20 protein-coding genes are annotated in these 22,385 nt (G+C 69.7%); 17 read left to right on the plus strand and 3 right to left on the minus strand.

The annotated features are described in order from the left end of the window. The first annotated feature begins 22 nt into the window (after positions 1-22). The 4 genes from ACZ7KI_RS31875 (at position 23) to ACZ7KI_RS31890 (ending at position 4,533) form a co-directional block, all read left to right on the plus strand. Positions 23-1,411 (plus strand): NYN domain-containing protein, encoded by a 1,389-nt coding sequence (locus ACZ7KI_RS31875; RefSeq protein ID WP_470276740.1) that lies wholly within the window; start codon positions 23-25, stop codon positions 1,409-1,411. Positions 1,412-1,534: 123 nt separating this feature from the next. After that, the gene (locus tag ACZ7KI_RS31880; RefSeq protein WP_470276741.1) at positions 1,535-1,777 is read left to right on the plus strand and encodes a hypothetical protein; all 243 of its coding nucleotides are present in this window, start codon (positions 1,535-1,537) and stop codon (positions 1,775-1,777) included. A 446-nt stretch (positions 1,778-2,223) separates the two neighbouring features. Continuing rightward, positions 2,224-3,276 carry a C40 family peptidase gene (locus tag ACZ7KI_RS31885; protein ID WP_470276742.1) on the plus strand — a complete coding sequence of 351 codons (1,053 nt, stop codon included), beginning with the start codon at positions 2,224-2,226 and terminating at the stop codon, positions 3,274-3,276. Between the two features lie 99 nt (positions 3,277-3,375). Next, positions 3,376-4,533, plus strand: a complete 1,158-nt coding sequence (locus ACZ7KI_RS31890) for a glycosyltransferase family 4 protein (protein ID WP_470276743.1) — start codon at positions 3,376-3,378, stop codon at positions 4,531-4,533. Between the two features lie 12 nt (positions 4,534-4,545). Here the strand turns inward: ACZ7KI_RS31890 and ACZ7KI_RS31895 are convergent, their stop codons facing one another. Continuing rightward, positions 4,546-5,169: a nucleoside/nucleotide kinase family protein gene (locus ACZ7KI_RS31895; protein WP_470276744.1), complete on the minus strand. Its 624-nt coding sequence runs from the start codon at positions 5,167-5,169 to the stop codon at positions 4,546-4,548. 124 nt (positions 5,170-5,293) lie between these two features. On the opposite strand from ACZ7KI_RS31895, the gene ACZ7KI_RS31900 reads away from it, so the two are divergent. From ACZ7KI_RS31900 to ACZ7KI_RS31945, 10 genes are all read left to right on the plus strand, one after another. Continuing rightward, positions 5,294-5,647 (plus strand): SRPBCC domain-containing protein, encoded by a 354-nt coding sequence (locus tag ACZ7KI_RS31900; protein ID WP_470276797.1) that lies wholly within the window; start codon positions 5,294-5,296, stop codon positions 5,645-5,647. A 25-nt stretch (positions 5,648-5,672) separates the two neighbouring features. Beyond that, a complete protein-coding gene (locus ACZ7KI_RS31905; protein ID WP_470276745.1) occupies positions 5,673-6,881 on the plus strand; it encodes a cytochrome P450 family protein in 1,209 nt (402 codons plus the stop codon). A 25-nt stretch (positions 6,882-6,906) separates the two neighbouring features. Continuing rightward, positions 6,907-8,187 carry an adenosylmethionine--8-amino-7-oxononanoate transaminase gene (locus tag ACZ7KI_RS31910; RefSeq protein WP_470276746.1) on the plus strand — a complete coding sequence of 427 codons (1,281 nt, stop codon included), beginning with the start codon at positions 6,907-6,909 and terminating at the stop codon, positions 8,185-8,187. 238 nt (positions 8,188-8,425) lie between these two features. Further along, entirely contained in the window at positions 8,426-10,684 is a 2,259-nt protein-coding gene (locus tag ACZ7KI_RS31915; protein WP_470276747.1) for a bifunctional SulP family inorganic anion transporter/carbonic anhydrase, read from the plus strand. 436 nt (positions 10,685-11,120) lie between these two features. Beyond that, positions 11,121-13,334, plus strand: a complete 2,214-nt coding sequence (locus tag ACZ7KI_RS31920) for a SulP family inorganic anion transporter (protein ID WP_470276748.1) — start codon at positions 11,121-11,123, stop codon at positions 13,332-13,334. 109 nt (positions 13,335-13,443) lie between these two features. Continuing rightward, positions 13,444-14,166 carry a dethiobiotin synthase gene (gene bioD / locus ACZ7KI_RS31925; RefSeq protein ID WP_470276749.1) on the plus strand — a complete coding sequence of 241 codons (723 nt, stop codon included), beginning with the start codon at positions 13,444-13,446 and terminating at the stop codon, positions 14,164-14,166. Between the two features lie 84 nt (positions 14,167-14,250). Further along, complete coding sequence (gene bioB / locus ACZ7KI_RS31930; RefSeq protein ID WP_470276750.1) at positions 14,251-15,267, plus strand: biotin synthase BioB; 1,017 nt, start codon at positions 14,251-14,253, stop codon at positions 15,265-15,267. Then, complete coding sequence (gene bsaP, locus ACZ7KI_RS31935) at positions 15,254-15,457, plus strand: biotin synthase auxiliary protein BsaP (protein WP_470276751.1); 204 nt, start codon at positions 15,254-15,256, stop codon at positions 15,455-15,457. The genes bioB and bsaP overlap by 14 nt, the downstream gene beginning before the upstream one ends. Before the next feature lie 96 nt (positions 15,458-15,553). After that, entirely contained in the window at positions 15,554-16,159 is a 606-nt protein-coding gene (locus ACZ7KI_RS31940; protein WP_470276752.1) for a DUF2567 domain-containing protein, read from the plus strand. 45 nt (positions 16,160-16,204) lie between these two features. Then, a complete protein-coding gene (locus ACZ7KI_RS31945; protein ID WP_470276753.1) occupies positions 16,205-17,269 on the plus strand; it encodes a M48 family metallopeptidase in 1,065 nt (354 codons plus the stop codon). Between the two features lie 47 nt (positions 17,270-17,316). Here the strand turns inward: ACZ7KI_RS31945 and ACZ7KI_RS31950 are convergent, their stop codons facing one another. Continuing rightward, positions 17,317-18,033 (minus strand): LON peptidase substrate-binding domain-containing protein, encoded by a 717-nt coding sequence (locus ACZ7KI_RS31950; protein WP_470276754.1) that lies wholly within the window; start codon positions 18,031-18,033, stop codon positions 17,317-17,319. 40 nt (positions 18,034-18,073) lie between these two features. Next, complete coding sequence (locus tag ACZ7KI_RS31955) at positions 18,074-18,709, minus strand: NUDIX hydrolase (protein ID WP_465505492.1); 636 nt, start codon at positions 18,707-18,709, stop codon at positions 18,074-18,076. Positions 18,710-18,831: 122 nt separating this feature from the next. On the opposite strand from ACZ7KI_RS31955, the gene nadA reads away from it, so the two are divergent. Genes nadA through nadC form a run of 3 tightly spaced genes read left to right on the plus strand, consistent with a single transcriptional unit; the run spans position 18,832 to position 22,381 of the window. Beyond that, positions 18,832-19,842, plus strand: coding sequence for a quinolinate synthase NadA (nadA, locus tag ACZ7KI_RS31960; protein WP_470276755.1), 1,011 nt, complete (start codon positions 18,832-18,834; stop codon positions 19,840-19,842). After that, positions 19,839-21,494: an L-aspartate oxidase gene (locus ACZ7KI_RS31965; RefSeq protein WP_470276756.1), complete on the plus strand. Its 1,656-nt coding sequence runs from the start codon at positions 19,839-19,841 to the stop codon at positions 21,492-21,494. The genes nadA and ACZ7KI_RS31965 overlap by 4 nt, the downstream gene beginning before the upstream one ends. Further along, a complete protein-coding gene (gene nadC / locus ACZ7KI_RS31970; RefSeq protein ID WP_470276757.1) occupies positions 21,491-22,381 on the plus strand; it encodes a carboxylating nicotinate-nucleotide diphosphorylase in 891 nt (296 codons plus the stop codon). Before ACZ7KI_RS31965 ends, nadC begins: the two co-directional genes overlap by 4 nt. Positions 22,382-22,385: the final 4 nt, after the last annotated feature.

Here is a 22,385-nt window from a genome sequence, read left to right on the forward strand (position 1 = left end):
CCGTGGGGCCTACGCTGGAGCGATGCAGCCGCAGCCCGCAGTGCCCGAACTGCCCGAGGACGCCACCGGCGGACCCTCGGGTGTCGTGGCGTCGGCAGGTGGGCACGAGGAGTCCGAAGAGGTCCCGGCCGACGGCTGGACGGCCTTGCCGGAGCCCGTACGCGAGCGGATCGCCGAGCTCGCCGCGGCCGCCGTCGGCAAACTGCCGGTCGCCGACGTGCCGAGGCAACTGCGCCCGGTCGCGAAGTTCGCCCCCGCGAAACGCGCGAAACTCGGCGGGACGGCGTTGCTCGCCGCGCTGGGGGAGTCGTCGCAGTTCCGGGTCGCGGTCACCGAATGGCTGCGCGACCACCGCAAGGACGCCCTCGACCCGAACGCCCCCGAATCCGTCGCCGCCGCGGCCGCCGCCGTGCTCCTCGGCGAGGCGGGCGCTGCCGGACGTGTCCGGCTGGTGGCGAAGAACGCCGACGAGACGGCGTTACGCGCCGAACGTGATGCCGCGCTGGCCCGCAACCAGCGGCTCGAGGCCGAACTGGCCCAGCTGCGCGAAGAGTTGCGCGAGGCCAAGGAGACCGCGGGTAACGCCAGGGGTGAACGCGAAGCCGAGGTCGAGAAACTGCTGAAACGCCTGCGAGAGCAAGGAGTCCAGCTGCGTCAGGCCAAGGACGCGGTCGCGGAGGCCCGCGCCGAACTGGAGAGCGGCGGAGCCGAGCGCGCCGAGGAGGTCAAGGCGCTGAAGGCCCAGCTGGACCGTGAGAGGCAGCGAGTCGCGGCAGAGAAGGCGCGGGCGGAGAAGGCCGTCACGGACGCCGAGATCGCCCGCCAGTCCGCTCGCGAGGCGCGTCAGGCCGACGAGGTCAGGCTCGGGCTGCTGCTGGACACGATCGAAGGCGCCGTCGGCGGGTTGCGCCGGGAACTTTCGGTGAGCGCGAGGGGTCAGCGCCCGGCGGACATGGTCCGCGGCGCGACGTCGGGGCTGGGCGCGGGCGGCAAGATCCAGGACGTCACCGCGCTCGACCGGCATCTCGCGCTGCCCAACGTGCACCTGATCGTCGACGGCTACAACGTCACGAAGACCGGCTATCCGGAATTGGCGCTTTCCGACCAGCGCGACCGATTGATCCACCAGCTTTCCGCGCTGGCCGCGCGGACCAGCGCCGAGGTGACCGTCGTATTCGACGGCGCCGGGGTGCTTTCCGTACCCGCGGCGGTGCCGCGCGGCGTGCGGGTGCTGTTCTCCGAACGCGGCGTGCTCGCGGACGACGTCATCCGGTCCCTGGTCGCGGCCGAGCCGCCAGGGCGGCCGATGGTGGTCGCGAGCACCGACCGGGCGGTGGCGGACTCGGTGCGGCGGAAGGGCGCGCATCCGGTGCCGTCGGCGGTACTGGTGTCGAGGCTCAGCCGGGTTTAGAACCGGTCGAGTACCTGAAGGCCTCCTTCATGTACCGCGGACGGCGGCCCACGTCGCGGCAGCCGAAACTGTCGGTGGTCGCTCTTAATGTGCACCTCACCACTGAATGTGAGGGAGCCCGATATGGACGACAAGGCTGTCGCCGATATAGCGGATATAGAGACGTTCGTCATCGATTGCGATCGCTGCGCGGTCCGGGGTGACGCATGTCATGACTGTGTCGTCAGCGTCCTCCTCGGCGCGCCCCCGTCGCTCGAATGGGACGCCGACGAGCGAAAAGCGGTCGACGTGCTCGCGGAAGCGGGGATGATCCCGCGTCTCCGGATGGTCCGGACGGTCGAGCGAGAGCGGCGGATGACGGCCTGAGACACGCCGCGACCGGGGCATTCGACGAGTGGTCGATCCGAGCGGGCGAACGGTAGGTAGTCGTAATGGTCCCCAGGATGTAACGCCCGTCACAACTTTCCGCTCATGCTGGTCCGAAGGTGTTTCGGCGCATCACGGAGAGTTTTTGCGGTCGGCGTGGTGGACGTGGTGCCTGTGGTTTCGTAACCTGTCCGAGATCTCGTGGCCGGAAGTCGTCGCCAGACGGCGACACGGGATCGCCACTGAAGCAGCTTTGTCGGGGAGTTGCACCAGAACCAGCCGGGCGCCAAACCTGTTGCGATAGCAGTCGGCCAGGTGCCGGGTGGGAACGCGGAGAACCGCGCGGGCCTCACGGCCGGCGACGCGGCTCCACGGAAGAGGGCCCCCGACCTCTTCGTCCCGGGTTCCGGAGTCAGTGGCCGACAGCAAAGGAGACACGCGCGACCGTGCAGTCGCATCCAGTCAAGCGCGTGGTGTCAGGAGCTTTGGCCGCGGCCGCGGTGATCACCGCAGTAACGGTCGCTCAGCCTTCCGCCACCGCTGCCCCAGTCCCCGCCCAACAACAGCCCCCGTCCGGTTCGGACGCGCTCGCCAAGTACCGCGACCTCGCGGCGCAGGCGGAGAAGGCGAACGAGGACCTCCTGAAGGCGAAGGACGATCTCGCCGCTAAGCAGGGCGAGCTCGACAAGGCCACCGCGGACGCCGCGGCGGCCAAGGACGCCGGAGTCAAGGCCGCCGGTGACGAGAAGACGTTCCAGGCCGAGGTCAACAAGTTCGCCGGTGCGTCGTTCACCAGCGGTGTGCAGCTGAACAAGCTGTCGTCGCTGCTGTCGGGCGCGTCGACCCAGGACTTCCTGGACCGCTCCTCGGCGCTCGAGGTCCTTGCCGCGAACAAGAACACCGCTCTGAACAACCTGAGCGGCGCCGTGGCCCAGGCCGCGGCTTCCGCGCAGAAGGCCGCGGACGCGCAGGCGGCGGCCACCGCCGCCCGTGACGCCGCCGCCAAGCTGACGACGGACATCGAGGCGCGGCAGAAGACGCTGAACGACCAGCTCAAGGAAATCGAGCGGGCCGGCGGCAACCTGAGCGCCGCGGACAAGGCCGCCCAGAAGGACAAGGGTGGCGCGTTCCCCAACCTGCCCGCTCCCGGCCCCGCTGCCGCGGCGGCGCTCTCCGCCGCGAAGAGCAAGCTCGGCAGCCCGTACGTGTGGGGTGCGACAGGTCCGTCGCAGTTCGACTGCTCGGGTCTGATGCAGTGGGCCTACAAGCAGGCCGGTCTTTCGCTGCCGCGGTCGAGCCGTCAGCAGTCCACCTTCGGCGCTCCGGTCGAGAAGTCGCAGCTTCAGCCGGGCGACCTGGTGTTCTACTACTCGCCCGTCTCGCACGTGGGCATGTACGTCGGCAACGGCATGATGGTGCACGCGCCGACCTCCGGTGACGTCGTCAAGGTGTCGCCGCTGCAGAACAACTACGTCGGGGCCCGTCGCCCGACGGCCTGACGAAGGAACCTTCGTCCCGTCACAGGGACTGTGAAAGGGGCGGTACCGCGCGGGCGGTGCCGCCCCTTTCGCGTGCCGGGGGCCAAGTAGCCTGCAGGGGTGCTGAGGACGCTGCTGGTGACCAACGACTTCCCGCCCCGGCCAGGCGGTATCCAGAACTACCTGAACTCGCTGGCCACCCGCCTGCCAGCGGACGATCTCGTCGTGTACGCGCCGTCCTGGGAATCGAGTACCGGCTCGCACACCGAGTTCGACGCCGCCGGCCCGTTCGAGGTGGTGCGTCATCCGACGTCCCTCATGCTGCCGACACCGGACGTGCTCAAGCGGGCCAAGGAGATCATGCGGGCCCGCGACTGCGAGGCCGTCTGGTTCGGCGCGGCCGCGCCGCTGGCGTTGCTGGGGCATCCGCTGCGCGCGGCGGGTGCCCGCCGCGTCCTGGCCTCGACGCACGGTCACGAGGTCGGCTGGTCGATGCTTCCGGGGTCACGGCAGGCGTTGCGGCGGATCGGCGACACCGTCGACGTGATCACCTATGTCAGCAAGTACACCCGGTCCCGGTTCTCGGCCGCTTTCGGCCCGATGGCGGGGCTGGAGATGCTCCCGTGCGGCGTCGACACCGCCCTGTACCGTCCCGATCCCGCCGCGGGCAAGGAGATCCGCGATCGGCACGGTCTCGGCGACCGTCCGACGATCGTGTGCGTTTCGCGGCTCGTGCCGCGCAAGGGCCAGGACATGCTGATCAAGATCCTGCCCGAACTCCGCAGGCGGCTCCCGGACGTGGCGCTGCTGCTCGTCGGCGGCGGCCCGTACCGCAAGACGCTCACCGGGCTGGTCGAGGCGCTGGGTGTCGAAGACAACGTGGTCATCACCGGATCGGTGCCGTGGAAGGAGTTGCCGGCGCACTACAACGCCGGTGACGTCTTCGCGATGCCGGCCAGGACGCGGGGGAAGGGCCTCGACGTCGAAGGACTCGGCATCGTCTACCTGGAGGCTTCGGCGACCGGGCTGCCGGTCGTCGCCGGGAATTCCGGCGGGGCACCGGAAACGGTGCTGGACGAGGTCACCGGGCACGTCGTCGACGGCCGTGACGAACAGCAGTTGCGGGAGACGCTGGCCGCGTTGCTGGCCGATCCGGTGCGGGCGCGGCGGATGGGGGCCGCCGGCCGTGAATGGGTCGCCGAACACTGGCGGTGGGACACCATGGCGAGCAGGCTTTCCGGCCTGCTCGACGGCGATCCGGTCGCGGCGGTGCGGTGACGGCGAGCGCCGTCAGGGTTCGTAGCGTGCCGGGTGGTTCGGGTCGTCGACGCGGATCACCATGTCGGCCAACGCCACCGGGTCGACTTCGGCTTCGTAGCGCTCGTAGGCGGGCAGTGCCCATTCGTCGGGCACCCGCCGCTTGAGCGCGGCGGGTGAAAGCCACAGGTGCACGCTCAGATCGAACGCGAGCCCCGCGCCGAACAGGAACTCACCGTCCAGCAGGACGACGCCGCCTTCGGGAAGTTCGACGCGTTCGGCGCGAGTGGCGCGGTCGCGCACCGGATCCCACAGCGACGGGAGGACCCGTCCGCTGCCGCCCTCGGCGAGCGGGTCGAGCACCTCGCGGCGCAGGGCGCCGAGGTCCAGCCAGTCGGTGTAGCGCGCGTCGGGGTCCTCCTTGCCGCGTTCGAAGCGCAGGGACGCGGGGCGGAGGAAGTCGTTCGCCGAGACCCGCAACGCCGCGTGACCGGCGACCCGCAGGGGATCGACCAGGGCGTCCGCGAGTTCTGTGGTGTTGGTCGCACCGGCCGCGCCGTCGACGGCGACCGCGATCCGGCGGCGGCCCGTGATCGCCGTGATGCGTTCGGTCAGTTCGGAGACCAGCAGAGCGGGAGAAATCGGACGGTAGCGCACAGAAAGAGATCCTCCACCCGGACCGGTGAACCTCGCACGGTACACCCGGTGGGAGGATGGGCCGGTGACGAGAGCAGTGGCCAAAACAGCCGGAAGTGGTTGGCAGGTAGGCGTTTCCCAAACCGTGCCGTACAGCGGCGCACAGGTGTGGGACTTCCTGGTCGGACGCGAGGGTGTGGAGATCTGGCTCGGCCCGGGTGCCGACCTCGGCCGTGAACTGGGCGCGCCCTACGAGACGGCCAACGGGACGACCGGCGAGATCCGCGGCCGTTCCGAGGGCGACAAGCTCCGGCTGACCTGGCGGCCGAAGGACTGGGATCACGACTCCACCCTGCAGATCACGGTGAGTGGCACCGAGCAGAAGACCACGCTCCGCTTCCACCAGGAATGGCTCGCGGGCGCCGACGAGCGGGAAGAACAGCGGGCATACTGGACCGAAGTGACCGAGCGAGTGGTGGCCGCGCTGGCCGAACGCTGACCGGCGCGCCGGGGGAGGCGTACCGATGCAGTCAGCCGGAGAACCGAAGCACCTGAACGAGGATCTTCTCCAGGACCCACACCGGATCTCCGCGCTGCTGCGGGAGGAGGGCCCGGCCCGCAAGGTCCGGCTGCCACGCGGCCTGGAAGCCTGGATCGTCACCGGTTACGCCGAGGCCCGCGCCGTGCTCGCCGATCCCCGCGTGCGCAAGGACACCGCCCAGGTGAGGCGGCTCTTCGAACGTGACGGCTTCGAATCCGGCGGTGACGACGCCATGCGCGCCCTGAACGGGCACATGCTCAACCTGGATCCGCCGGATCACACGCGGCTGCGCAAACTGGTCAACCAGGCCTTCACCTCGCGCACCGTCTCCCGGCTGAGGCCGAGGATCGAGCAGATCACCGCGGAACTGCTGGACGGGATCGGCGACGCGGAGCGCGTCGACCTGCTGCCCGCTTTCGCCGTTCCGCTGCCGATCCGGGTGATCTGCGAACTGCTCGGCGTGCGCGCGGGCGACCAGCCGGCGTTCGCGACGTGGTCGAATACGATGCTCGCCTGGTCGACGCCGGAGGAACTCCAAGCCGCGGCGGCGAAGATGCACGCGTATCTCGTCGACCTCATCGACGAGAAGCGCGCGAAGCCAGCCGAAGATCTCCTTTCGGGCCTGATCCACGCCAGTGACGAGGGCGATTCGCTCTCCGGGGACGAACTGCTGTCGATGGCGTTCCTTCTGCTGGTCGCCGGATTCGAGACGACGGTCAACCTGATCGCGAACAGCGCCCTCGCCCTCCTGCGCGAACCCGATCAGCTGGCCGCGCTCCGCGCCGATCCCGCGCTGCTGCCGGGCGCTGTCGAGGAGTTCCTCCGCTACGACGGCGCGATCCACCTGGCGACCATCCGGTTCACCAGCGAGCCCGTCACGGTCGGCGGCGTCGAGATCCCGGCGGACGAGTTCGTGCTGGTCTCCCTGCTCGGCGCCAACCGGGACGCCGAGCGGTTCGAAGACCCGGACCGGCTGGACGTCAAACGATCGGCGAACGGGCATCTCGCCTTCGGCCACGGCATCCACTACTGCGTCGGTGCCCCGCTGGCCCGGCTGGAGGCCGAGATCGCCTTGCGCGGTCTGCTGGAGAGGTTCCCGCGGCTGAGCCTGGACGCCGAGCCGGAAACCTTGCGGTGGCGGGAAAGCGCCCTGGTCCACGGGCTGAAGACCCTCCCTGTGCTGCTGCGCTGAGCAGGGCGTGTCGTAGGGTCGCGGGATGGACGCCGCAGAACTCCTCGCCCTCGACGCGGAACACGTCTGGCACCCGTACGGGCCGATGCCCAGCCCGATCGAGTCCCTGCTGGTCCGCGAGGCGAGCGGGGTGCGGCTCACCCTCGACGACGGCCGTGAGCTGATCGACGGCATGTCGTCCTGGTGGGCGGCCATCCACGGCTACCGGAACCCGGTGCTGGACGCGGCGCTGGCCGACCAGGCCGGCCGGATGAGTCACGTCATGTTCGGCGGGCTCACCCACGAACCGGCCATCACCCTGGCCAAGACCCTGGTGGACCTCGCCCCGGACGGACTGCGGCACGTCTTCCTGTGCGACTCCGGTTCGGTGTCGGTCGAGGTCGCCGTCAAGATGTGCTTGCAGTACTGGCAGTCGTTGGGGCACAAGGAAAAGCGGCGCCTGATGACCTGGCGCGGCGGGTACCACGGCGACACGTTCACGCCGATGAGCGTGTGCGACCCCGATGGCGGGATGCATTCGCTGTGGCGCGGGATCCTGCCGGACCAGCTCTTCCTGCCCAAGCCACCGGGCGCGTTCGACGACGAACCGGATCCGGCGTACCTCGAGCTGCTCGCGGACGAGGTCGAACGGCACGCGGGCGAACTGGCCGCGATCATCGTCGAGCCGGTCGTGCAGGGTGCCGGCGGAATGCGGTTCCACCCGCCCGCGTACCTGCGCGCGTTGCGGGAGATCACCGAGGCCAACGACGTCCTGCTGATCTTCGACGAGATCGCCACCGGATTCGGCCGCACCGGCCGGATGTTCGCCGCCGAACACGCCGGGGTGACCCCCGATGTCCTGTGTCTCGGCAAGGCGCTGACGGGCGGTTACCTGACGATGGCGGCGGCACTGTGCACGCCGCGGATCGCCGACGGCATCTCGCGCGGCGAACTGCCGGTGCTCGCGCACGGGCCGACGTTCATGGGCAACCCGCTGGCCTCGGCGGTGGCCAACGCCTCGCTGGGGATCTTGGCCGGAGGCGGGTGGAAATCCGACGTCCCGAGGATCGAGGCCGCGCTGAAAGCCGGGCTCGAACCCGCTCGCGAGCTGTCTTCGGTCGCCGACGTCCGGGTGCTCGGCGCCATCGGCGTGGTGGAACTGGACCATCCGGTGGACATGGCGGTGGCGACCGAGGTCCTGACCGCCAACGGGGTCTGGCTGCGGCCGTTCCGGAACCTGATCTACGCGATGCCGCCCTACGTTTCCGACGCCGACGACCTCGCGGCGATCACTTCCGCAATGGTGGCGGCCGCACAAAAAGCGTAAAAACGGCAAATTCAGCCCAAAGAGTGTGACGGCAGCCACAGGAAACCGGGAAGGCCACGCTCGGTACAGTGCGTGATCATCGGTTGATCTTGGTCAGGCGAACGGGCGAGTCCGATCGGGAGCGTCCGTGGGCGGTTTGTCGCAAAACGCCGCTACGTCCTAGTTCTTCGGTGCGCAAGCAAACCTGAGAATCCTTTGCATAGCAGACTTTTGCGCGTCGATCCGGTTTCCTGCCCCCATGATCGACATCGTTGGTGACGAGCACGACACCGGGCCTCCGGGCCGCCGCAACCCCACATCGACCCTCCTGAAGAACCTGCGCCACGACATCCCGGCTTCGGTCGTCGTCTTCCTCGTGGCCGTCCCTCTCTCGCTCGGCGTCGCACACGCCGCCGGAGCTCCCTTGCTCGCCGGACTCGTCTCCGCCGTCGTCGGCGGACTCGTCGCGAGCCTCTTCGGTGGTTCCGCCCTTCAGGTCAGCGGCCCGTCCGCCGCGCTGACCGTCGTCCTCGCGGAGACCATCGCCACCTTCGGCTGGGCCGCCACCTGCGCCATCACCGCCGCGGCGGGCGTGGTCCAGATCCTCTTCGGCGTCAGCCGGGTCGCCAGGGCCGCGCTGGCGATCTCGCCGGCGATCGTGCACGGCCTGCTCGCCGGAATCGGCCTGATCATCGTCCTCGGCCAGCTGCACGTCGTACTCGGCGGAGCGGCGCAGGGTTCCGCGATCGCGAACGTCCTCGCGCTGCCCGGTCAGCTCGTCGGCCACCACGACCAGGCCGCGCTGGTCGGCGTGGTCACTGTCGGTGTCCTGCTGGCGTGGACCCGGATGCCGGCTTCGGTGCGCCGCGTCCCCGGTCCGCTCGCCGCCGTCGCGGTGGCCACCGGCCTTTCCGTCGCGGCGGGGATGGACCTGCCGCGCGTCGACCTCCCGAACGGCCTGCCAGGGCTGGGTTTCGTCCCCGAAGCGCCGTCCGGTTCCTGGGTGGCGATCGCCGCCGCCGTGCTCAGCATCGCGCTCATCGCCAGCCTGGAAAGCCTGCTGTCGGCCCTCGCCGTCGACAAACTGCGCGACGGGCCGCGCACCGACCTCAACCGCGAACTGATCGGACAGGGACTGGCGAACGTCGCGGCCGGCTCGTTCGGCGGCTTCCCGGTCACCGGCGTCGTCGTGCGCACCATGACCAACTTCGAAGCGGGCGCCCGCACCCGGATGTCGGCGATCCTGCACAGTGCCTGGATCCTCGGCTGCTGCCTGTTCCTGACCGGCGCGCTGCGGCTGATCCCGCTCGCCGCCCTCGCCGGGCTCCTCGTCTACGTCGGCGCCAAACTCGTCAACGTCACCAGCCTTCGCGAAGTCCGCCGTCACGGCGACCTGCCGGTCTACCTCGCGACGCTGACCGGCGCGGTCGCCGTCAACCTGCTCACCGGCGTCGTGGCGGGGATCGCGGTGGGGCTCGTGCTCATGCTGCGCCGGATGCTGTTCTCCGGCATCCACGTCGAACCGGACGGCGCGCGGACCCGTGTCGTCATCGAGGGCGCGCTCACTTTCCTTTCCGTGCCGAGGCTCACGACCGTCCTCGCCGGAGTCCCCGAGCGTTCCGAAGTCACACTCGAACTCTTCGTCGACTACCTCGACCACGCTGCTTTCGACTGCCTGCGCGGCTGGCAGCGCGCGTACGAGCGCGCCGGGGGAGTCGTGATCGTCGATGAGATCGGGCATCCGTGGTTCGAACGGGGCAAGGCGGGCGTGCCGACCGTGCGGCGCGGCGTCGCGTCACGGGTGGTGCCGCGCTGGCTCGCGCCGTGGTCGGAATGGCAGGCGGAGCATCTCGAACTGCCGGGTCAGCGCGGCGGCAGTGTCCCGTTGTGCCGCGGTACTTCGGAGTTCCAGCGGCGGACGGCGCCGCTGCTGCGGCGAACCTGGGACGGACTGGCCAACGGGCAACGGCCGCATACGCTGTTCGTCACCTGTGGTGACGCGCGGATCGTGCCGAACCTGATCACCACCAGCGGGCCAGGGGACCTGTTCACCGTGCGGAACATCGGAAACCTCGTCCCGCACGCCAGTACCGAAGCGGATTTCTCGGTGGGGGCGGCGATCGAGTACGCCGTCGGGTTGCTGCGAGTGCGGGAAGTGGTGGTGTGCGGGCATTCCGGCTGCGGTGCGATGAAGGCGCTGCTCGGGGACGCGCCCGCCGGATTGGTGCGGCTGGGCGGCTGGCTGCGGCACGGCGAACAAACGTTGCGGCGCAGGGAAAGCGAAGGGCCGGTGCTGCTCGACGGCGCCCGTCCCGATCGCGAGGCCGATCAGCTCGCCCTGCACAACGTGGTGCAGCAACTGGAGAACCTGCGCTCGTATCCGGTCGTCGACGCCGCGCTGGCGCGCGGTGAACTCCGGCTCACGGGGATGTACTTCGACGTCGGGAAGGCGAACGTGTACCTGCTCGACGCGGCGCACAGGTCGTTCACTTCGGCTGCTTCGCCGGTGAGTTCGTAAGTACCCGAACTCCACACGGTCCCGCGCGACAGTCCCTGTGACGACCAGGTCCAGAGGGGATGTGTGGAGATAGGGACGTTGAGTGTCCCTATCTCCACATACCCCTCACCCCACCCTCTTTAGGGGCCTGATTCCTTCATCGTCGATCTTCGGCCTGGATGAGCGGGGAAGATTCCGGCCGTTGGACGTCCGGATTCCTCCCCGCTCGGGATCTGTCGAAGGCCATGGCCGACCTGGCGCTGATCAACGGAGGATCAGGGACCCCCAACCCTCCGTCATCGATCCCAGCACGTGAGAGCCCGGAGGTCGTTCGAAACGCCGGGGACATCTCGGGGTAACAATGCAGCCCGAAAGTGGGCCACACCACCCCTCTGCGGGACGATATTCACTCGATCAGGTGGTGCATAGCGGACAAATCACCAGTTTCCTGGTGATCATGCTGGCCACGTTAAAGAACTTCCAACCTCGCGCCGTCCTTCGGCACGACCTGCCCGCATCGCTGGTGGTATTCCTTGTCGCCGTCCCGCTCTCACTGGGGATCGCGCTCGCTTCGGGGGCGCCCATCGTCGCGGGGCTGATCGCGGCCGTCGTGGGCGGTGTGGTCGCCGGTGCGCTCGGCGGCTCCCCGCTCCAGGTCAGTGGTCCGGCCGCCGGACTGACGGTGATCATGGTCGAAACGATCGCGACCTTCGGATGGGCGACCACCTGCGCCATCACCGTCGCCGCCGGCGCGCTGCAGATCCTGCTCGGGCTGAGCCGGATCGCCCGCGCGGCACTCGCGATTTCGCCTGCCATCGTGCACGGCATGCTCGCCGGCATCGGCGTCACCATCGTCCTCGGTCAGCTCCACGTAGTGCTGGGCGGATCGGCGCAGAGTTCCGCGCTCGCGAACATCGCCCAGCTGCCCGCGCAGATCATCGGCCACCACGACACCGCCGCGCTGATCGGCGTGCTCACCATCGTCATCCTGCTGGTGTGGCCGCGGCTGCCCGCATCCGTCCGGAAGATCCCCGGCCCACTGGCCGCCATCGCGCTGACGACCGTGCTGTCCGTCGTCGCCGGGATGACCCTGCCCCGCGTCGAACTGCCCGGCGACCTGCTCAACATCCGTTTCGCCCCCGAATTCCCGGATACCGGCTGGGGCGCGTTCACCCTCGCGGTCATCACCATCGCGCTGATCGCCAGCGTGGAAAGCCTGCTGTCGGCCGTCGCGGTCGACAAGATGCACACCGGGCCGCGCTCGAACCTCGACCGCGAACTGATCGGCCAGGGTGCCGCGAACATGACCTCCGGCGCGCTGGGCGGCCTCCCCGTCACCGGCGTGATCGTCCGCAGCTCGACCAACGTCGCCACCGGTGCCCGCACCCGCGCTTCCGCGATCCTGCACGGCGTCTGGATCCTGGTGTTCGTCGCCGCGTTCGCCGGACTCATCCAGAACATCCCCCTCGCGGCGCTGGCCGGGCTGCTCGTCCACGTCGGCGCGAAGCTGGTGAACCCCGGGCACATCAAGGTGGTCCTCAAACACGGGGATCTGGGCCTGTACCTGGTGACACTCGCCGGTGTCGTCGTCTTCGACCTGCTCACCGGTGTGCTGCTCGGTATCGCGTTGTCGGTGCTGCTGATGCTGCGCCGCACGGTGTGGTCCGGGATCCACGCCGAACGCGACGGTGACGAGTGGCGCGTCGTCGTCGAGGGCGTCCTGACGTTCCTTTCGGTGCCGAGGCTCAGCCGGGTGCTCGCGACCGTGCCCAACGGCGCGAAGGTGACGTTGGAGCTTGTCGTCGATTACCTCGATCACGCCGCCTTCGAGAGCCTTTCGAACTGGCAGCACGGACACGAGCGCGCCGGCGGCGAGGTGATCGTCGACGAGGTCGGGCATCCGTGGTTCGCCAACGGCAAGTCCGGTGATCCCACGTTGTCCAGGACGGCCGCGGTGCGTTCGGTGCCCCGGTTCCTCGCGCCCTGGTCGGACTGGCAGGCCAAGGACGTCGAGGTGCCCGGCCAGCGCGGCGGTCCGACGCTGCGCGGCGCGACCGAGTTCCAGCGGCGCACCGCCGCGCTCATGCAGCCCGCGCTCAGCAAGCTGGCGGGCGGCCAGTCGCCGCACACCCTGTTCATCACCTGTGGCGACGCCCGGATCGTGCCGAACATGATCACCACCAGTGGTCCCGGCGACCTGTTCACCGTCCGCAACATCGGGAACCTGGTGCCCGCCCGCCAGGCCGATCCGTCGATGGGTGCCACCGTCGAGTTCGCCGTCGGCGTGCTGAAGGTGCGCGAGATCGTGGTCTGCGGGCACTCCGGCTGCGGAGCGATGCAGGCGCTGGCCACCGGTGCCCCCGACGGCGCGCCGATGCTGGCCTCCTGGCTGCGGCACGCCGAACCGAGCGCCGAGAGCAAGGTCTCGGTGACCCTCGACGGTGAGCGTCCGGAGTCCGAGGTCAACCAGCTGGCCCTGCAGAACGTGCTGCAGCAGCTGGACCACCTGCGTGACTACCCGCTGATCGCCGAGGCGGAGGCACGGGGCGAACTGCACCTGACCGGGATGTACTTCGACGTCGGGGCCGCCCAGGTCTATCTGTCCGACGACGGTGGCCCGTCGTTCTCGCCCGTCGGCGCCGTCGCCGCCGTGCCCCGGCAGAAAAGCTGAAGGACGGCTTTCCCCGCATGCCACGAGGTGAAGACGCCCTTCACCCGATCGCATGCGGGGAAGGTCCCCTTCAGCCTCCCTCCATCCCGACCCACTAAGTTCTCGGTACGTGAGCATGCTGGTCATGACCGGCACCGGTACCGGTGTCGGCAAGACGATCTCCACCGCCGCCATCGCCGCACTGGCCGCCGGTCAGGGCCGGCGTGTCGCTGTACTGAAACCGGCGCAGACCGGGGTGGGCCCGGACGAACCGGGCGACCTCGCCGACGTCCTGCGCCTCGCCGGCCCGGTCACCACCCGCGAGCTGCGGCGATACCCGGACCCGCTGTCGCCGGAAGCGGCCGCGCGGCTGTCCGGGCTGCCGACTCTTACCCCGAGCGAGATAGCCGCCGCCGCGAGTGAGCTCGACGGCGACCACGACCTCACCCTCATCGAAGGCGCGGGCGGTCTGCTGGTCCGGTTCGACGCCGACGGCGCCTCGCTGGCCGACGTCGCCTGGTCGCTCGGCGCGCTGGTCATCATCGTGGCCGAGGCCGGGCTGGGCACGCTCAACGCGACCGCGCTGACCGCCGAGGTCGCGACCAAACGCGGGCTCACCGTGGCCGGGGTGATCGTCGGCGCCTGGCCCGACGAGCCCGATCTGGCGGCGGTGTCGAATCTCGAGGACCTGCCGGTCGCCGCCGGTGCCCCGCTGCTGGGCGTACTGCCCGCAGGGATGGGCACGGCCGAGCCCGCGGAGTTCACCGCGCTGGCCAGGGCGGGTCTCTCGCCGTGGTTCGGCGGGGAATTCGACCCCGAACGCTTCGTCGGCCGCGCGTCGGCCCAGAAGTGACCTGCGTCGCTGTGTGCGAGGCGTCCGGTCGTGCACGATGATGTGCCTTTGCTTTGCCGCCCCACCCCGAACAGGAGCCGCCTCGTGACCACAGCCCCGGAGACCGTCGACATCCTCGCCGTGGCGCGTGACCAGGTCCTCGAGCGTGGCGTCGGGCTCAACGAGGAGCAGATCCTCGAAGTGCTGCGGCTCGACGACGACCACCTCACCGATCTGCTGGCGCTGGCCCACGAGGTCCGGATGCGCTGGTGCGGCCCCGAGGTCGAGGTCGAGGGCATCATCAGCCTCAAGACCGGCGGCTGCCCCGAAGACTGCCACTTCTGCTCGCAGTCCGGCCGGTTCCCGACGCCGGTGCGGTCGGCGTGGCTGGACATCCCCGGCCTGGTCAAGGCCGCCCGCCAGACCGCCGAGACCGGCGCGACCGAATTCTGCATCGTCGCCGCCGTCCGCGGCCCCGACAAGCGGCTGCTCTCGCAGGTCCGCGAAGGGATCAAGGCGATCCGCGAGGACGGCAACGACATCCAGATCGCCTGCTCGCTCGGCATGCTCACCCAGGAGCAGGTCGACGAACTCGTCGAGATGGGCGTGCACCGCTACAACCACAACCTGGAGACCGCGCGCTCGCATTTCGCGAACGTCGTCACCACGCACACGTGGGAAGAGCGCTGGGAGACCCTGCGCATGATCCGCGAGGCGGGCATGGAGGTCTGCTGCGGCGGCATCATCGGCATGGGGGAGAGCATCGAGCAGCGCGCCGAGTTCGCCGCGCAGCTGGCCGAGCTGAACCCCGACGAGTGCACGATGAACTTCCTCATCCCGCAGCCGGGCACGCCGTACGAGGGATACGAGGTCGTCGAGGGCAAGGACGCGCTGCGCACCGTGGCCGCGTTCCGGCTGGCGATGCCGCGGCCGCTGCTCCGGTTCTCCGGCGGCCGTGAGCTGACCTTCGGCGATCTGGGCACCAAACAGGGCATGCTCGGCGGGATCAACGCGATCATCGTCGGCAACTACCTGACCAACCTCGGCCGCCCGGCCACCGCGGATCTGGAGATGCTCGAAGAGCTGAAGATGCCGGTGAAGGCGATCAGTGACGTCCTCTGACCAACCGGCGTTCTGCGTCCATTGTGGACAACCGTCCGAGGGCGGCGCCGAACATCCCGCTTGCCACAACCCGAGAACGGCACTCGAACCGCCGCGCTACTGCACCTTCTGCGCGCGGCGGATGGTCGTCCAGATCACGCCGGTCGGCTGGACCGCGCGGTGCAGCCGTCACGGCGAGCTCGCGGGCTGACTTCGCGGGAGATGGGCGCGACTCGGTGCCGGGTTGCGTGCGCTGGGGCCGTCATTGGTTACGCTCTGCACAAGCAGCGTGAGGGAGGGGTCCGGGTTGGGCGAGACGTCGGGCAAACCGGCACACCTGTCTTCCAGCGTGCCCGACCCCTGGTCGGTCCCCATGCTGCCGAGGCCGCGCCGTCCGTACCCCAAGGTCGTCGTCAAGGCCGATCTGCTGCCCGCGATCAGCGTGCTGTCCACGGCCGGACTGCTCGGCTTCCCGCTGGCGTGGCTGTGGGCACGGCTCGCGCCGCCGCAGCGCATGCGGGTGATCAACGCCGAAGGCGGCCTCGCGTCACTGGAACTGGAGAGCTGGCACCGCTTCGACGACCTCGCCATCTACGGTTTCCTCGCGCTCGGCGCCGGGCTGCTGATCGGCGTCGTGACCTGGCTCCTGCGGGAGCGCCGCGGCCCGGTCGTGCTGATCGCCGCGACCGGGGGCGCGACCCTCGCGGGCTGGCTCGGCACGACGATGGGCGTCTCGTTCGCCAACGGCCGCTACGAGATCGGAGCGGCACCCGCCGTCGGCGACGTCATCATGAAGGCGCCGCAGATCGAATCGCCCTGGATCATGCTCGCCGCCCCGTTGATGACCACACTGGCCTACACACTGCTGACCGCGTGGAACGGCCGGGAAGACCTGGGTCGTCGCCTCGGCTGACGTTTTTCCTCTAGGGTGGGCCGGGACTTCTCTAGGGGGCTTTTCTTGACTGACGACATCGAGGTTTCCCGGCACAACGCCGTCCGCTTCCCCGGCATCAGCCCGCGGGCCTACGAACACCCCGTCGACCGCGGGGCACTGGCCACCCTGCGCGCGGTACCCGGATTCGCGCAGGTCGTGAAGGCGATTTCGGGTTTCTACAGCGAACGCGGCGAGCGGCTCATGGCGCTGGCGTCCGCGATCCGGGTCGGCCCGACGCAATATCCGGAACTGGACAGGCTGCGCAACGAATGCGCCGAGACACTGGACCTCGACCGGGTGCCGAACCTGTTCGTCGCCCGCAGTCCCGAGGTCAACGCGCAGACGATCGGGATGGACGAGCCGTTCATCGTGCTCAACACCGCGGCCGTCGAAGCGATGGACCTCGCGTCGCTGCGGTTCGTGATCGGGCACGAGATGGGGCACGTGCTGTCCGGGCACGCGGTGTACCGCACGATCATGATCCGGCTGATCGGCCTGCAGATGTCGATGTCGTGGACGCCGGTGAGCGCGATCGGCATCCGCGTCGTCATCGCCGCGCTGCGCGAGTGGTACCGCAAGGCCGAACTGTCCTGCGACCGCGCCGGGCTGCTGTGCTCGCAGGACCCCACCGCGGCGCTGCGGTCGCAGATCCTGGTCGCGGGCGGCATCGACCCGGCGAAGATCGACATCCCGGCGTTCCTGCAGCAGGCGGCGGAGTACGAGTCGGTCGACGACATCCGCGACAGCTACCTGAAACTGCGCTACGTCGAGACGATGTCGCATCCGCTGGCCGTCGTGCGCGCCGCGCAGCTGCAGAAGTGGGCCGCTTCGGAGGAGTACCGGGCGATCCTGGCCGGCGAATACCCGCGCCGCGACGAGGACGCGCCGTCCTCCAACTGGACTGACGACCTGAAGTCGGCCGCGAAGTCGTACAAGGACTCCTGGAACAGCTCGGCCGATCCGCTGACGAAGGTGTTCAGCGACGTCGGCGAGGCGGTGTCCGGAGCGGCGGGCAAGGTGTGGAGCAAGTTCGGCGGCGGCAACGGATCTGAAGAGGGCTCTGAAGGGGCTTCGAAGACCGAGAAGTAGGGGCTCGCGCGTGCTATGAAAGGACCTTTCATAGCGCTTGAGGGGCCTCAGTTCAGGTTCGAAGGGCGCGTGAACTCGCCGAGTTCCCCCGGCGGCATCGGCACCGCGCCGAGGGTGTTCAGGAACCCGGCCTCGCGCGTCAGCAGGCGGCACGCGATCCGCAGCCGCCGCAGCGGATTGGTCTCCTCCAGCAGGCGCTGCCGGTCCTCCAGCGGGAGCAGGCAATCCGCGGTGAGCCGGTAGGCGAGCGCGGCGAGGTCGCCGTCGTCGGGCGGGGTGGTCCAGTCGTCGGCGTGCCAGGCGGATTCGCAGTAGCGCCGGTGCGCGGCCTTGGCGACGTCGGCGAGCCTGGTCGCGGTGTCGCCGTGCACCGTGGAGACCCGGTCGTCGGGCACCCATTCGACCGAGCCGATCAGGTACGGCGCGGAAACGCGGTCGATCTCCAGCAGCCGGAACCGCCGCCGCGCGGTGGTGACGACGTCGAATCTGCCGTCCGGCAGCCGTTTCGCCTCGCGTAACACCGTGCTGCAGCCGACCTCGTGGACGTGCTCGGTTCCGCTGACTTCCCTGTTCATCGTCGTGCGCAGGGCGATGACACCGAATTCGCGGTCGGGGATGACGTCGCCGACGAGATCCGTCATCAGCTGCCGGTACCGCGGTTCGAAGATGTGCAGTGGAAGGTGTGTTCCAGGCAGAAGCACGGTCTGTAGCGGGAACAGCGGCAAGATCGCCTTCCCGGTGGACTCCTCGCTCGGCTCGGTCACCCGTTCAAGGTACGGGGACCGAGAGGACTTCGCAGGACGGTCACTTTCGGGCAGGCGGGCGGAACACCGCGAACGGGTCGGTGATCTGCATCCCCTTGCCCGCGAAGGAGAACAGTGCCGCCGGACGACCACCGCTGCGGCCCGGTGGCGCGGTGTGCCCGGTGGGGACGAGCAGCCCGCGCCGGGACAGGACGCGCTGCAGATTCGTCGCGGACACCCGGTAACCCAGCGCAGCCGAGTACAGCCCCCGTAACGCCGATACGGTGAACTCTTCCGGGGCGAGCGCGAACCCGAGGTTCGTGTAGCAGAGCTTCGAACGGAGCCGGTCCCGTGCGCGCAGCACGATGGACTCGTGGTCGAACGCCGTTCGCGGTAACTCGGAGACGTCGTGCCATTCGGTGTCTTCCGGGATTTCGGGGTCCACATCGGACGGTACGAGACCGAGGAACGCCGTCGCCACGACGCGCGGACCCGGCACCCGGTCCGGCGCGCTGAACACCGCCAGCTGCTCCACATGCTTCAACTGCCGTACGTCGACCTTCTCGGCGAGCTGCCGCCGGATGGACGCCTCGACGTCCTCATCCGGCCGCAGCCTCCCGCCGGGAAGGGACCAGCGGCCCAGATGCGGATCGAGCGCGCGCCGCCACAGCAGGACCCGGAGTGTGTCCGAGCGCACTTGCAGGACCGCTCCCAAAACCTCGTGGGCGAGGGGGGTCTGGGTGTTAAGATGACTTCGCACGGTTTTCGATTGTAAGGCGAAAACCGGGAGTGGACAAATCGGTCCGGAGGGCCAGAACCATGACGAGCACGCTGCAGAACGACCTGACCCCGTACGGTGGCGTCGTCGCCGACGCCGCATGGGCGGAGGAGGTGCGGAGCCTCGCTCGCAAACGCGACGCCGTCCTGCTCGCGCACAACTACCAGGTCCCCGAGATCCAGGACATCGCCGATTTCACCGGCGATTCCCTCGCGCTCAGCCGCATCGCGGCGAGCAGCGACGCGTCCACCATCGTCTTCTGCGGCGTGCACTTCATGGCCGAGACGGCGAAGATCCTGGCGCCCGAGAAGACGGTCCTGATCCCGGACGCGCGGGCAGGCTGCTCGCTCGCGGACTCGATCACCGGCGAGCAGCTGCGCGCCTGGAAGGCCGAGCACCCCGGTGCCGTCGTCGTCTCGTACGTGAACACCACGGCCGAGGTCAAGGCGGAGACCGACATCTGCTGCACGTCGTCGAACGCCGTCGACGTGGTCGCCTCGATCCCCGCTGACCAGGAGGTTCTGTTCCTGCCGGACCAGTTCCTCGGCGCGCACGTCAAGCGGGTGACCGGCCGCGAGAACATGCACATCTGGGCCGGGGAGTGCCACGTGCACGCCGGCATCAACGGGGCCGAGCTGGCCGAGCGGGCCGCGGAAAACCCCGACGCCGACCTGTTCATCCACCCGGAATGCGGCTGCGCGACCTCGGCGCTGTACCTGGCGGGAGAGGGCGCTGTCGCCCCGGAGCGGGTCAAGATCCTCTCCACCGGCGACATGGTCCACGCCGCTCGCGACACCAAGGCGAAGTCGGTCCTCGTGGCCACCGAGATCGGGATGATCCACCAGCTGCGCAAGGCCGCGCCGGAGATCGACTTCCGCGCGGTGAACGACCGGGCGTCCTGCCGGTACATGAAGATGATCACGCCCGCCGCCCTGCTGCGGTCGCTGCGCGAGGGTGCCGACGAGGTCCATGTCGACATCGAGACCGCCGCCCGCGCCCGCGCTTCGGTACGGCGCATGATCGAGATCGGCCAGCCTGGCGGCGGAGAATGACCGACCCGGTTACCGCCCTTCAGGCGAAAACTGATCCGGTGTGGGAGGCCGCCGCCGATCTCGTGGTGATCGGCAGCGGGGTCGCCGGGCTCACCGCCGCGCTGCGCGCGCGGGAACTCGGACTGCATGTCCTGGTGGTCACCAAGGCCGCGGTTTCCGACGGGAACACCCGCTGGGCGCAAGGCGGGATCGCCGTCGTGCTGGAGGGTGAGCACGAGCAGGGCGATTCGGTGGGCAAGCACGCCGCGGACACGCTCACCGCGGGTGCCGGGCTCTGCGACGAGGACGCCGTCCGTTCGATCATCGCCGGTGGCCCGGCCGCGGTGGCCAGGCTGCGGGCCGATGGCGCGCGTTTCGACCCGGCCGTCGAGGGCCGTGACGAACTCGCGCGCACGCGGGAAGGCGGGCACAGCGCGTTCCGCGTCATCCACGCCGGAGGCGACGCGACCGGCGCGGAGGTCGAACGGACCCTGGTCGCGAAGGCCGGTGATCGGCGGATCCCGGTGCTGGAGCACCACATCGCCGTCGACGCGATCCGCACCCCCGCCGGGGAGGTGGTGGGCGTGACCGTCATGGACCGCAACGGTGTTCCCGGTGTCGTCCGGGCACCGGCGGTGCTGCTGGCCAGCGGCGGACTGGGGCAGCTCTACCAGGCGACATCGAATCCGGAGATCGCCACGGGGGACGGGCTCGCGCTCGCGTTGCGCGCGGGAGCGCAGCTCGCGGACGTCGAGTTCGTCCAGTTCCACCCGACGGTCCTGTTCACTCCCGGCGCACGAGGCCGCCTGCCGCTGGTCACCGAGGCGGTGCGCGGCGAGGGCGCCACTCTGCACGACGCGACGGGCGCTTCGGTCATGCGAGGCGTGCATCCGCTCGGCGATCTCGCGCCGCGGGACGTCGTGTCGGCGGCCATCACCCGCCGGATGACGCAGGCGCCCGGCGGCATCGACGACCACGTTTTCCTTGACGCTACAGGGATCACTGGCTTCGCGAAGCGGTTCCCGACCGTGCACGCGGCGTGCGCGGCGATCGGCCTCGACCCCGCGAAGGACCCGATCCCGGTCACGCCGGCGGCGCATTTCGCCTGCGGTGGTGTGGTGACCACTGTGGACGGACGCTCCAGCGTGCGTGGCCTCTACGCGGCGGGCGAGGTCGCGAGGACCGGTCTGCACGGCGCGAACCGCTTGGCATCCAACAGTTTGCTCGAAGGCCTCGTCGTCGGGCAGCGGGTCGCGGAGGCGGTCGCCATCGATCTCGCCGCCGGGCTGCTGGCCGACCCGCGCCGAGGTGTGCTCACGCCGCCGCCGACGGTCGCGGTGGCCGACCGCGACGCGCTGCAGCGGGCGATGAGCCGGTACGCGGCGATCGGCCGGGACGCCGACGGTCTCGCGGTCGTCGGTTCGGTGCTGGATCTCTCGGTGATCGAAAGTCCGTTGTGGACTCCGAGGATCGTCGAGGACGCGGCGCTCACTTTGGTGGCGGAGGCGTTGGTCGCGGCGGCGGCGCGGCGGACGGAGTCCCGCGGCTGCCACGTGCGGACCGATTTCCCCGAACGTGACGAGAGCGTCTGGCAACGCGGTCAGCTCATCCGGCTCAGCCCGTCGGGCCAGCCGGTGCTGGCCGATCCGATCGCTTTGGAGGGTGTGGCATGAGCGAATTCTCCCCATGGGTGACCAAGGCGCTGGCCGATCACGGCCTCGACGTCCCCGATGTGCACCGCGTCGTCACGACGGCCTTGACCGAGGACCTGCGTTACGGGCCCGACGCGACGACGAACGCCACCGTGCCCGAGTCCGCCAACGCGCTGGCCGAACTCACGCCGAGGACGGCGGGCGTGGTCGCCGGGATCCCGGTGGCGCTGGCGGTGTTCGACCTGGTCCTCGGCTCCGGACTGGAGATCATGGCCGCCCGCGACGACGGTGACCGGCTGACCGCCGGGGAACCGGCGCTGGTCGTGCGCGGTCCGGTGCGCGGCCTGCTCACCGCCGAACGCACCGCGCTGAACCTGTTGTGCCACCTGTCCGGCATCGCCACCGCGACCGCGGCCTGGGTGTCCGAAGTGGACGGTACCGGCTGCCGGATCCGGGATTCCCGCAAGACCCTGCCCGGGCTGCGGTTGCTGGAGAAGTACGCCGTCCGCGCGGGCGGCGGGGTCAACCACCGGCTCGGCCTCGGTGACGCGGTACTGATCAAGGACAACCACGTCGTCGCCGCCGGTTCGGTGACCGCGGCGCTCACCGCGGCCCGTGAGCACGCGCCAGAACTGCACTGCGAGGTCGAGGTCGACGACCTGGCCCAGCTGGAGGAGGCGCTCGCCGTCGGCGCCGACGAGGTGCTGCTCGACAACTTCACGCCAGGGGAATGCGCGAAGGCCGTCGACAGGCGCGACGAGGTCTCCCCGAAGACCCGGCTGGAGTCCTCCGGTGGATTGCGGTTGGACGTCGCGCGGGCCTACGCGGAGTCCGGTGTGGACTTCCTCGCGGTCGGGGCGCTCACCCATTCCTCGCCCGCGCTCGACCTCGGGATGGACCTCCGCTGAGGTG

The organism is Amycolatopsis sp. NPDC039088 (assembly GCF_055598845.1).